A 12,112-nucleotide genomic window follows, 5' to 3' on the forward strand; every position below is an offset into this window, starting at 1 on the left:
ACAGAGCAAGGAATAGTATATGCATACGGAGTCTTGCGTTTACCTTCTGACCAATAAACACAATAATGTTTTGTATACCGGTGTTACCCATGATTTGATACGCCGTGTTTATGAACACAAAAATAAACTGGTGGCTGGATTTACCCAAAAATACAATGTGGATCGACTGGTTTATTTTGAAGTTTGTTCAGGCATCGTCATGGCTATTGAGCGAGAAAAACAAATCAAAGGGTGGTCTCGAAAAAAGAAGCATGATTTGATTAATGCATTGAATCCTGAATGGAACGATTTGTATCCATCGCTACTTTAAAAATTGTGCCACTGCAGGCAGATCCCTCGCTGCACTCCGGATGACGTGGGGAGTTACCATTTAAGTATACTGTTAAAAAGAAAACCAAATAAGACAATTAAATGCGCGCACAAATAACGCATTTTTACGTAAGGCTCTCTCTAAAAATTTAAATATTTATTTTCTGAATATCAAACCCTGGGTTTGTCATTTCTTGATGCTCTTTCTGCACATTTTCTAATACATTCGCTTTGCGCGACTGATATTCTTCTATAACATCAACCAGCATCTTAACTTTTGAGACTGAATCGATCTCTAGAGAAAAAATCCCTTGAGTTACCCCTTTTAAAATTTCAGAAGTGATTGAATATGCATGATCTTCTGCTATAGAGGATTTTTCTTGTTTTTCACGACAACGCTGAAATGTAATTTCTAGCCAATTTACCAGTAGTTTTGGCTCATCAACGTAAATACCAAATTCATTAACCGCGAGATCATCCGTCTCTCTTATAAAATATTCCTTAGCTGCTTTGAAGGGTTTAATCATTTCCCCAGGATAACCAATAAAATGATAACCTAAAGAAGCCGCAATCCAAATGACACCCGGTGTTTCTTCTACCAAATAACTGCATGATCGCTTCATTAAGAGATCGTATGGTTTATCATCAGTTTGGTGACGGCTTGCGAAATTACTAGCCATTTGTTCAATACTCTTTTTAAGAGATTTTTCCTTTTCAAATAAATCTATGAGTGGCTTTTTTATACTTTGGAATTCATGATTTTTATTTAGCCAATCATTCCATAAGATTACTTCATAGTTTGAATGTTTCATGGCCAGATCGTTTAAGATAGACAATTTTTTATGAATGCTTTTATCGGCATGCTGCTCATTAAACGCTTCCTTAGTTATCCCAAGTGGAAAAAGGAAATGCTCCAAGTTTCTTTCAAAATAATCTGCACCCATTTCTATGGCCTTTCTTTTTAAGGCCAATTCTTCTTCTTTTGAAAAATCCCGTCTTAAATTATGCCAATATACTTCGTCAGCGATTAGAAATGTCGTAAATTCATGGGTAAATGTAGCCGTTTGAATAATCGATCTAAGATAATTACCACTACAAAATTCATTTCCAATGATGCTTAAAAGAACTAGAAGTTTTGTTTGTTTTAATGTTGGAAATAAGGATTTAGCTTGACCTTTAAAACTTGCCTTTATAATTTTTCCATCTTTTGAGCCTCGAACTTTTGCCATAATCTCTCCTTAAGCCCCAGCGACAAGATAACTAACAAAGGGAGCGAATGATAGCACAATTAGCCCAATTTATGGCTATAATTTTTATTTTATACTCTATCCCTTCTTATTATTGCCACCTTATTATTGCCACCTTATCCGTCATATTAACTGTATGAATAATGTACTATTTATTAACCTATAATTAAATGACCTAGATATATTTTGCGTACCTACATGCAAACAAACGATTTGGAAAAATTAATTAAGCTAATTAATAAGCAGGAAAAACAGATTGAGGAATTAAAGAAATACCTCAAATCTGAACAAAAACGTCTATTCGCTGAACTGAATAAACAAAAAGAATATTATGAAAGCATCATCGCACTTATGCCCGGTCATGTATATTGGTTAGATAGAAATAATGTCTTCCTAGGGTGCAATGATTTGCAAGCCAAGAATGCGCAATTAAATTCTAGAGAAGAAATTGTTGGTAAAACAAATTTTGACTTACCTTGGAAAGATCAAGCTGAAGAATTAAATCGCATAAATAATCTTGTTATGGAAACTGGCCAACCTCAAGTTGAAGAAGAGATGGCTCTCATGGCAAATGGTCTAGGTACCTATTTATCACAAAAAGTGCCATTAAGAGATAAAAAAATAATATTATAGGGGTTCTTGGTATCTCTCTTGATATTACTAAACAAAAAAATCTGGAGAAAGAGCTTCGTGATGCCAAAGAAAAAGCCGAAGCAGCAAGCCATGCTAAAACAGAATTCATAGCGAATATGAGCCATGACATTCGCACCCCTTTAAGCGGTATTGTGGGCATGTCCGAGCTTCTTGAAGAACAGGTTGAGAATGCCGACCAGAAACAATATGCGGCTTGGGTTAATGAATGCGGCGAACAATTATTAGGATTATTAAATGGAATTCTGGATGTTGTATCATCGGATAACATCTCAGAAAAAGACATTCATGAAGAAGAATTTAATCTGCCACAATGCCTTTACGATTTAGTACAATTAGAGCGCCCTTCTACGACTTTAAAAGGGCTGGAGTTAAACATTGTAATAGGCCAAAGCGTTCCACCATACATCCTCAGTGACCGCACCAAAATTCATCGCATTTTGTTAAATCTCTTAGGCAACGCCATTAAGTTTACCGAAAAAGGTGGGATTACAATTGGAGTACATTGCATCACGCAGACCTCCGAGCAAGCACAATTGAGATTTTCAGTGGAAGACACAGGCATTGGGATTCCTAAAAAAATGCAAAAAAGTGTCTTTGACCGCTTCTTTCGTGTCAATCCATCCTATAAAGGCATTTATACCGGTCACGGTATCGGATTACATATCGCCCAATCTTATGTGAAATTATTGGGTGGAGAAATTAAGCTAGACAGTGAGGAAGGGGTAGGCACAACCTTCTATTTCAACTTAACCTTTAAAATAGGTGAGGGAAAACATAGTAAATCCACTCCTCTCATTAAAGAGCAAGAAGAATATGAAGTTAAGGATACAACCACTGTATCAGAAAAATTTAAATTCAATGAACACCAATCCCTCCCGTCAGAAGCACCTCATGTTTTACTGGTGGAAGATAATCACATAGCTCTAAAAATTGCTGAAACGTTTATCTTCAAGATAGGTTGTCGATATACTTCCGCCATGGATGGAGAGCGTGCTCTAAAGCTTGCTCTATCAAACCAATTCGACCTCATCATCACTGACATTGGACTTCCAGGCATATCCGGTCATCAATTAACACGGTTGATTCGTGAATGGGAATCTGCCTCTCATAAAAAACCGGTGCCCATCATAGGATTAACCGCCCATGTACGCGAGGAAGCCAAAGTAGAATGTCTTGCATCGGGGATGAATGAAGTGTTTTCAAAACCCATTACCTTAGAACTTACCCAAAGCATTCTGCAACAATTTGTTAAACTACCCAAAGACATTAATGAAAACAGGCTAAAAAATCCTGTCGCTCAGACCGAAGGTAAACTAGGCCTTGATTTACCCGATACGGAAGAAGAACTATTTATGCTTGATAAATACTCGCTTCTCGACGAAGATGCCGCCATGCAAAACACTGGCAATGAAGACTTATTGCGGCAAATACTACACATCATGGCGGAACAGGAAATTCCAAACGATATCGCAGCCATTGCAAAAGCACACGCTGAACACGATTGGACAACGGTAGAAAAATTAGCCCACAAAATGAAAGGTGGCGCCGTCTACCTTGGAACTATTAAAATAAAGTACGCTTGCCAATACCTGGAACGTTATCAGAAAGCTGGCCAGAACGCCTTGCTTGAACCACTCTACCAACAACTCATCAAAGTCTTAAATGATACCAAACAATACCTTCATCAATGGCTTGAAAACCAATGAAGCATTGACGCTAACCTGCAACTTCTGGATATCACTGCCCTTCTTGACCGTGTGAGTAAAGCACTTAGACAGACGCACAACCTCTTTTAACGGAATAAAAAACGACTGTCTGAAATGTCCTTAACTCAGGAAAAACTATCGATAGCCCGTGAAGCATTAACAAAAATCGTGGAAGAATTGCAAGCAACGGTCAAACACCACATTGCCGTTCAAAAACAACTTGAAGAAGATGCGCGCTTTGATAAGAAAACTATACAGGGACTCACTCGCTCAAAAGATCTGCGACACAAGCCAGCTAAGTGCTCTGCCGTTGAATAAAGCAAGCCATTTAACTCATCATCTGCCCCTTTGCCTCCCATGCAAGCAAGCAAATTAATTTTTGCAACTTCAGTACAAGCAGGATTAATATCGTGAATTATACGCAGCACATCCACGATATACTCTAACTTGTATTCCTTGTTATCTTGACCAAAAATACTGACTGCACCTACCTTACCATGCCAATGACATTAAATTTTAATTGACCTGCATTTTGTAAGGTTAGCCAATGTTGCGCAAGTTGCTCTTCATCAAATGGCAAAGATAAAGCGACCACTTTGTGATTCTTTCCTTTTTCTTTAGCCGATAATGCACGCATGGTAAATTCAATTGCTGGATCACCTAGCATATATAATAACTCTTACTTCTTCGTCAGCCATGCTCGTATGCTCATCATGATTGGATAGATTAAATTCAGTATGGATTTATTATAAAGAATACATAATGAAACTTAAATGAACATAATATTCATTACTGTCATGCTTATATTGCTAAGCTGCCTTTTTAATTGCTTGTCCAGCATGAAGCGCAGTATTTCGAATAAAAAATATACTTAATGCGTTCTTAAGATAAATTCAGTAAAATTAATGAATTAAATTAGCTTAGAGTATACCCGATGGAAACTTATGAACATAAGGCTGCAGGCGATCAAATCAGAGTAGAAAAAGTGGAAAATCCTTATTTACGCGGCAGCGATGATTTGTCTCCATCCGAAAAAAATAAACTATTTATCAAGATGATGCAAACCATTGACAGTATACCAGTACCTCTTGATTTGGAATTAAGCGCGGGTGACGTTATCGCCTTAGCCGGTGATTACTACACGCTTCCTGGTTGGGGAAAACAATTGCAACTGCCTCCCAGACATCGTAACGTCGTGGCAGAAAATGAACAACTATTTCATGAACCAGTATTACCTGGTGAAAATGCTGCCTTCCATAGTGCCTATAGCGATCTAGCCTCCCCTTCCGTTAAAAAGCGTGATGTTGATCGTATTTATGCTATTGAAAAACGGACTTATATTCCTTTTTTAGTTCCTTAAATAGCCTAATTCAGCAATTGGTATATAGCTGGACCGTGAAAGATTATGGTAAAAAATTAAATGAAAATGAAGCGCATTTTGCTCCCTGGTCAGCACGCGCTTATATTGTTGGACATCACACTGCTTTGCAAAACGCTCAGCTGGCCTTTTATTGCGAACAACTGGCTAATGGAAGCGTTAGAGAAACGGATGAGCAGATACCACAAGCCTTGCGCGATGCCTTACAGAAGAGTCGTTTAAATCCAGCAGCATTCAAGCTGCAAGAACAAATTAAAGACAATAAAACCTTATACAATGAACTCATGCATCGCTATCATGCCTTGGCCATTGGCCAGGATTTGTTCGCCATGCATTTTTATTCCGATCATTATGCTGGAGGCCATATAAGCCGTATCGGTAGGCTTCGCCAAAGCATGCCCGAACAATTTGGCGTTTGGGGAAGCATTTTAATCAACAACATGCACAATGAAGATAATTCCGATGGTGTAACCGTGACTGATCCTTTTCAACCGGAACGACACGCGCCCTACACATCCGCAGACAAACCATTTCGCATGATTCGTGAAGATAATGTTGCCTATGGTGATGGCACTTATCTACAACGTGATAATGCAGAAAACAGTAACATGCTGATCAATGGGATGGATAATTCACTGGGGGATATTTACCTTGCCAGAACAACTGGCGAAATACGCCGTTCCCAAGATTATGGAGGTTTAGCCTTTTTACCAGAAATTGATTACAGCAAACGTCAAACTCAGCCCTTGTTGATACAAGGCCAGGATGGCACGGTGTATGTTCGTTCGAACTTAAGCCAAATCCGCATGCTGTCTCCAACAGAATATCAACGCACCTTGCAAAATCCACAAGATAATGACTATGAAAAACTGACTTATTGGGGAGCATTTAAACTGGTGTTTAAGTTGCGTGTGCTGGGCTTTATTTACTCACCCAAAATCATGGCCATTAGCCCGGAAAGAGAGCAGGAAATCCAGCAAGACGAACAGCGATTTGAACACCATACAACATCCAAAAGCTTACGACCTGCATCCCGGGAGCATGCCGCCATGGATTTACCCCATTTAGATCAAGTCGGTGCATGGCGTATGAATCCACTTGCAAGCAAATCCGGGGCAGGCCTGTTTGACCACCGAATTGCTGCATTCGAAGAAGCAGTCACCCAACTTGGTGCAGAACATGGCATTGGAGAGCGAGAAACCACAACATTCAATTTTACCTGAACCTGAAATCACGTTACTCTTGCCTATGTCTTTTTCTTTTAGGATGAATACATACATGGATTCTCTTGATATTTCATCGCTTTATGTTTCCACCTATATTGGAATACATGCTTGGGAGCAGCGCATCTTGCAGCGTTTACTGATAGACATCAGCATTCCAATCAATTGTTCAAGCTGCAATGACGAATTATTCAATACGATTGACTATGATCAACTCTGCCAGCGTATTACCACGTTCGTAGAATCCAATTGCTTTAATTTAATTGAAACGGTTGCTGAAAAAATAGCGCAACTGATAAAAAACGAATTTCCTGTCAGTCAGTTAAGTGTGCGCGTCAGCAAACCTGATGCCATTAAAAACGCTGGGAATATTAGCATTACCATTAACCGTTAAGTGCAATACTTTAACAAAAACCAGGCTGACCTATTGATACACCCGGCGGTTCAATGCATGGGCGCATGCTCTTGGTCAATGGCCTTCTCTCGTCAGGAGATTGCTCTTCTTCCAAAAGTGCATCACGCTGTATTCGAGTCCCATGAGTTGGCATGCTGGCGTGTAAGCGGCGATAACTGCTTAGCGTAGTTTGTTCCATCCCGTCCGCATCGCTTGCCTGCAAATGTTTTAATGATTGTTGCTTGAAACGATAAGCATTCAGCAACAACAGGCTGCTTTGCAAAATCATTAAAGCCACACCCACTGCAGGATTCAACGAGACACCAATCGCCAACAGCAATCCGCCAGCTATCAGCATGGAAGCAAGATTATACCCTAAACTCATCAGCAAATTTTGCTTGATGTTGTTTACGGCTTGCTGAGCCACAGCAAATGCACTTACCACTGGCAATAATGATCCGCTTTGAATGACGGCTCCTGCCTGTTGCTGGGTCACTTCATCACTATGGCGTGATTTAATGGCGATGCCAAAATCACTGGCCGCAATTGCCACTGCATCATTTGCTGCATCACCAATCATGGCAACACGGCGTCCTTGCTGCTTCAGCTGTTTAATATAGGCTTCCTTATCATTCACTGGAATACTGGATGAGCCAACACAAGCAGCGCGTATATTGGCAGTCGGGATGCCCAGTAACTTGGCATAACGCCGAGCTGTTGTCGTATCCGCGCCGGTGCAAATATAAACTTGTTTTCCCAATTCCTTAAGAGAATCCACCGCATGACGGGCATTATGACGGAGAGGGTCAGATAGTAAAATATAGCCTACCACCTTACGATCACGAGCAAGGTAAATCATGCTATCACCGCCTTCTGGTGCTTTTGCAAGCCTCAAATCCTGGGTCTCAATACCTTGTTCATCCATCATATTTTCGTTGCCAATGACGTATAATTCACCATTAATTCTTGCTTTTAAACCAGAATGATTCGATGCATCCACCTCCGTTATATGGACATCACTGGCGATGCGAACGTCATGTTTTTTAGCAAATTTGCAAATTGCCTTGGCAACAGGATGCTGTGAATGTTGTTCCAAAACAGCCGCATAAGCCATTAACTCATTGGCAGTCAAACCACTATCAGCAATAACTTCATAATGACGTACTGAAGGAACCCCAGTGGTTAATGTGCCATTTAAATCAAAGACAACGCTATCTATTTGTTCCGCTTCCTGCAAGGTTTTAGCGCTTTTAAACTGTACACCATGCTCTGCTGCTTTATTCATCCCAATTTTGACGGCCAAGGGGGTTATGAATCCCAAGGTACAAGGGCAAGCAGATACCAGTACAGCTACCGCGCATTTAATAGCCAATGCCATTGGAAAGAAAAAGCTGATGACCGTGGCTGAAATCAAGGCAAACAAAATCACAGCTGGAATAAAATATTGCAAAATTTTATTCGTGGCTGTTTCTAATGGGGCTTTCTCAAAATTGGTGCGCGCGATCTGAGCATCCAGTTGAGCCAGGTAAGAATCTCCAACCGCAGCACTGACTTTTAAACGAAGTGGCGACGCTCCTTCGGCCAAAACCATTCCAGCAAGCAATGATTCTCCATGCCTAATTGGCCGTGGCAACGTTGAGCCTGTTACAATGGTCTCAAAAACCTGGCTTTCTTCTCCCTCACAAACACCGTCAACAGGAATAATTTCACCAGGCTGGATTAAAATTACGTCACCAGGTTTTATCATTGTTAATGGGGTATGTTTTATCGTTTCAACAACCAGCTGGCGTACCATTTTAGGAACTCGATCTTTAAAATGCTTGCCTGCATCAATGGTTTGTTTGATGGATTCCTCAATGGCTATCCCAAGATGACGGAATCCAAAAATTAGCAAGCTGGCTTCAAACATCATGGGTAACCAAGGAAAGAAAAAAGCAGCAACAGAAACAATCATCACCGTCAATGTGCTGATGGCAAACAACGTATCCATCGTTAATGCCTTGGTTTTGAAAAGTTTTTTTATGGCTTCATAATAGGATTCTGCGCCTAGCAGCAAAGAAAGCGCGATGCTACCCACTCCGATAGCAATCAATACGGGCAATGAAACAGTAATACCAGTCAAAGACAAAACAAGCAAGGCAACACCACCAGCCGTGCCAAGTAATCCCCAAAACCAGTGTGAATTTAAAATCTTTTTAAAAAATGAGTTTTTTTTATTCGACGCTTAGGTTCTTCAACTAACGTTTCAGTAGAAAGCATCTCAATGCCAGCTGAATCTACACCGGCCATATCCAATGCATCCGGTAATGGCGACTGAACTTCTTCTGCAGGTGTTTCGAGATCAACCGCTTCCACCCCTACTTCATCTAATGTCTTGCGTATTAATTCTCTTATGATTGCCGGGGAACGTCCGTCATTCGTTATTCTGATTGTTAATTTCTTTTCCACCACTTCAACTGAAAAATCTTCAATCATCATGGTCTTGCAAGTACGTAAGACCTGTTCTATGGGTCGCACGCAATTGACGCAGCGAATGCCAGGAAGGGAAAAACAATATGTGGTGGCTGTCATAAAACCTCTTTGTTTTTAGAACGATAAACCCAAGACATGTCCTCAACCATTCTTTGAAACAAACATCGGGTGATTGAGAGGTATTTTGAGCCTGAGCGAGGCAAATGCAGATTCTATACTGCTCTCTTTTGCAAAGGAAGACAAAGTACGGAACCATCAGGCATCCATCTTTCGAATCATACCTGTGATATGTTCACTGCGTGCCACTTCAACTTGGGCTTTTTCGGCCTGAATTCGTGATGAAAAAGGACCAATGATCACCCGGTACCAATGAATTTGTTGATTGACGACGGCCATCACATTAACACTAAATCCTTTCAATATTAAACTGGCCTTCATACGTTCTGCATCTTCCCTTTTTCTAAAAGAAGCCACTTGCACCAGATAGGATTCCTTATGAACTACCGCAGGAGTTACTTTCTCAGTGGCAGGCTTATTAGCCATTTCTTTTTGGAATGCAGAAGAAGCTTCAACGACCTTGGCCGTGGTAGCAGACGCTTTAGCAGCAGTATTACTAGATGTATTTATAGCATTAGCAACTTGCGGATTGACTGCTGAAGGCACGGCGCTTTGTTCTTTTGCCAGCAAGGTATAAAATTCAAGTTTTGGCCTAGGCAACTGCGCTTGCTGCTTGCTGGGTTGACTTATCGCTTGTTCCTTGTGTTTAGAAAAAAAGTGATCTTCTACCCAGGCACTCGCCTGGGTAAAATTAAACAATGAAGCACTTAAATAACCACAAAAAAAAGACATCAGCACCAACGTCATCTGCCTTAACCATCCATTTGAACTGCTTTTGCCTTTTTTTCTATAATCTTTTGCCATTACATACTTTCCGGGGCAGAAACACCTAAAATATGCATACCATTACGCAGCACTTGCCGGACAGCTGTCAATAAGCACAATCGCGCGCAACGCAAAGTTTCCAACTCACATAACAGTGGAATTGCATTGTAATAGCTATGCAAACCATTTGCCAATTCACGTAAATAATAAGCTAATTGATGGGGTTCACAGGTTCTGGCCGCTGAATCAATAACATCCGGATAACGGCTAATTAACGACATTAACGTTTCCTCATGAGGCTCTGTCAGTAAATGCGTGTGCGCTAATCCTTTGTCCTCGTCCCAACTTAAACCACGTTCAAGTAATTGCCTAAGCACGCTGCTGATGCGTGCGTGAGCATACTGAATGTAGTAAACCGGGTTATCACTGGATTGTGATTTGGCTAAATCAAGATCAAAATCCATATGCTGTTCTGGTTTACGCATCACATAAAAGAAACGGGCTGCATCTTTACCCACTTCCTCACGCAATTCCCGTAATGTCACAAATGAACCACTACGAGTGGACATTTGGACCCTGGTTTCGCCACGATATAAAATGGCAAATTGAACCAACAAAACATCCAAAGCATTATCATCATGACCCAATGCTTGAACAGCCGCTTTCACCCGCGTGACATACCCATGATGATCAGCACCAAATATATCAATGACGCGTGTAAAACCACGATCATACTTGTTCCAATGATACGCCACATCAGAAGCAAAATAAGTGGTTTGTCCATTGGCGCGAATCAACACTCTGTCCTTTTCATCGCCAAAATCCGTAGCACGGAACCATAAGGCGCCAGACTGTTCATAAGTATGACCTGCTTCTTTTAGTGCGCGAATGCCTTCCTTAATGGCTCCCTCATCCAACAAAGACTGCTCTGAAAACCAGCGGTCGTACTCTACACCGAATTCGGCCAAATCTTCTTTAATATCAGCCAATACCGAATCCAAGGCTTGTTTATGGAAGAAAGCAAATCCAGAATCGCCAAGAAACTTGCGGGCTGAATGGATAAGCGCATCAATATAGTGTTCTTTATCACCGCCCTGCACTTCATCCGGAGGTAAACCCTCGCTCACGGCATACCAACTGTGTACATAGTCACGCTCATGGACAGCAAGGATGTTTTTTGCAATGTCATGCACATAATCGCCGCGATAACCATTGGCTGGGAAAATAATGGGTTCTCCAGCCAAAGCAAGATAACGTAACCAAACACTGACCGCCAATATATTCATTTGCCGACCAGCATCATTCACATAATATTCTCGGCTGACTTCAAATCCTGCCGCCATCAGCAAATTTGCCAATGTTGCGCCAAAAGCGGCGCTGCGGCCATGTCCTACATGCAACGGACCGGTTGGATTAGCGGAAACATATTCTAATAAAACGTGCTGCCCATGCCCTAACTGACTGCGGCCATACTCAACACCTTGAGATAATACCGTCGCTATGATTTGAGCACGCTCACTGGCTCGCATATAAAAATTAATAAATCCGGGGCCTGCAATTTCCACCCGATCAAGCAGCGGATGTTCAGGAATAGCCCGGACTAATAATTCGGCAAGCTGGCGCGGAACTTGATGACAAGGTTTTGCCAAGACAAGCGCAAGATTGGTTGCAAAATCACCATGAGCTTTGTCTTTGGTGCGTTCAACCTTGATGTGAGCAACATAGTCTGGTGGAATCACGCCAGATTGTCTGACTTCCTCTACTGCCTGCCTTAATAATTCCTCAACCGTAGATTTCATACCATTTTTCGTTATTAAAAAGCAGTTATTATGCTCTTTTTTATATCA

13 protein-coding genes are annotated in these 12,112 nt (G+C 41.1%); 7 read left to right on the forward strand and 6 right to left on the reverse strand.

Going from position 1 to position 12,112, the window contains the following annotated elements:
- Positions 1 to 19: 19 nt before the first annotated feature.
- Positions 20 to 310, forward strand: a complete 291-nt coding sequence (locus LOA_RS10370; protein ID WP_025384802.1) for a GIY-YIG nuclease family protein — start codon at positions 20 to 22, stop codon at positions 308 to 310.
- A gap of 148 nt (positions 311 to 458) precedes the next feature.
- Here LOA_RS10370 and LOA_RS10375 read toward each other — a convergent pair whose 3' ends face one another.
- Positions 459 to 1,538, reverse strand: coding sequence for a hypothetical protein (locus LOA_RS10375; RefSeq protein ID WP_025386288.1), 1,080 nt, complete (start codon positions 1,536 to 1,538; stop codon positions 459 to 461).
- Between the two features lie 216 nt (positions 1,539 to 1,754).
- Between LOA_RS10375 and LOA_RS15445 the strand changes: the two genes are divergently transcribed.
- The 3 genes from LOA_RS15445 to LOA_RS10385 all read left to right on the forward strand — a co-directional run bounded on the left by LOA_RS15445 (position 1,755) and on the right by LOA_RS10385 (position 4,234).
- Positions 1,755 to 2,189, forward strand: a complete 435-nt coding sequence (locus LOA_RS15445; RefSeq protein ID WP_238551225.1) for a hypothetical protein — start codon at positions 1,755 to 1,757, stop codon at positions 2,187 to 2,189.
- Positions 2,190 to 2,305: 116 nt separating this feature from the next.
- Positions 2,306 to 3,916, forward strand: coding sequence for an ATP-binding protein (locus tag LOA_RS15450; RefSeq protein WP_238551226.1), 1,611 nt, complete (start codon positions 2,306 to 2,308; stop codon positions 3,914 to 3,916).
- A 114-nt stretch (positions 3,917 to 4,030) separates the two neighbouring features.
- Entirely contained in the window at positions 4,031 to 4,234 is a 204-nt protein-coding gene (locus LOA_RS10385; protein WP_025386289.1) for a hypothetical protein, read from the forward strand.
- 169 nt (positions 4,235 to 4,403) lie between these two features.
- On the opposite strand, the gene LOA_RS10390 is transcribed toward LOA_RS10385, so the two are convergent.
- Positions 4,404 to 4,583 carry a hypothetical protein gene (locus LOA_RS10390; protein ID WP_025386290.1) on the reverse strand — a complete coding sequence of 60 codons (180 nt, stop codon included), beginning with the start codon at positions 4,581 to 4,583 and terminating at the stop codon, positions 4,404 to 4,406.
- Between the two features lie 267 nt (positions 4,584 to 4,850).
- On the opposite strand from LOA_RS10390, the gene LOA_RS13845 reads away from it, so the two are divergent.
- From LOA_RS13845 to folB, 3 genes are read left to right on the forward strand one after another with little or no spacing between them, the layout of a single operon-like run.
- Positions 4,851 to 5,276 (forward strand): hypothetical protein, encoded by a 426-nt coding sequence (locus LOA_RS13845; protein WP_052335938.1) that lies wholly within the window; start codon positions 4,851 to 4,853, stop codon positions 5,274 to 5,276.
- A 35-nt stretch (positions 5,277 to 5,311) separates the two neighbouring features.
- Positions 5,312 to 6,517: a hypothetical protein gene (locus LOA_RS10395; protein ID WP_052335939.1), complete on the forward strand. Its 1,206-nt coding sequence runs from the start codon at positions 5,312 to 5,314 to the stop codon at positions 6,515 to 6,517.
- A 55-nt stretch (positions 6,518 to 6,572) separates the two neighbouring features.
- On the forward strand, positions 6,573 to 6,911 hold the full coding sequence (gene folB / locus LOA_RS10400) for a dihydroneopterin aldolase (protein ID WP_025386291.1): 339 nt from the start codon (positions 6,573 to 6,575) through the stop codon (positions 6,909 to 6,911).
- Between the two features lie 10 nt (positions 6,912 to 6,921).
- Here folB and LOA_RS10405 read toward each other — a convergent pair whose 3' ends face one another.
- From LOA_RS10405 to argS, 4 genes are all read right to left on the reverse strand, one after another.
- A complete protein-coding gene (locus LOA_RS10405; RefSeq protein WP_052335940.1) occupies positions 6,922 to 9,048 on the reverse strand; it encodes a heavy metal translocating P-type ATPase in 2,127 nt (708 codons plus the stop codon).
- 47 nt (positions 9,049 to 9,095) lie between these two features.
- Entirely contained in the window at positions 9,096 to 9,482 is a 387-nt protein-coding gene (locus LOA_RS10410; RefSeq protein ID WP_042238931.1) for a hypothetical protein, read from the reverse strand.
- A gap of 156 nt (positions 9,483 to 9,638) precedes the next feature.
- Positions 9,639 to 10,304 carry an SPOR domain-containing protein gene (locus LOA_RS10415; RefSeq protein ID WP_025386292.1) on the reverse strand — a complete coding sequence of 222 codons (666 nt, stop codon included), beginning with the start codon at positions 10,302 to 10,304 and terminating at the stop codon, positions 9,639 to 9,641.
- Positions 10,304 to 12,064 carry an arginine--tRNA ligase gene (gene argS / locus LOA_RS10420; RefSeq protein WP_025386293.1) on the reverse strand — a complete coding sequence of 587 codons (1,761 nt, stop codon included), beginning with the start codon at positions 12,062 to 12,064 and terminating at the stop codon, positions 10,304 to 10,306. Before argS ends, LOA_RS10415 begins: the two co-directional genes overlap by 1 nt.
- Positions 12,065 to 12,112 lie beyond the last annotated feature (48 nt).

Source organism: Legionella oakridgensis ATCC 33761 = DSM 21215 (genome assembly GCF_000512355.1).
GTDB lineage: Bacteria > Pseudomonadota > Gammaproteobacteria > Legionellales > Legionellaceae > Legionella_A > Legionella_A oakridgensis.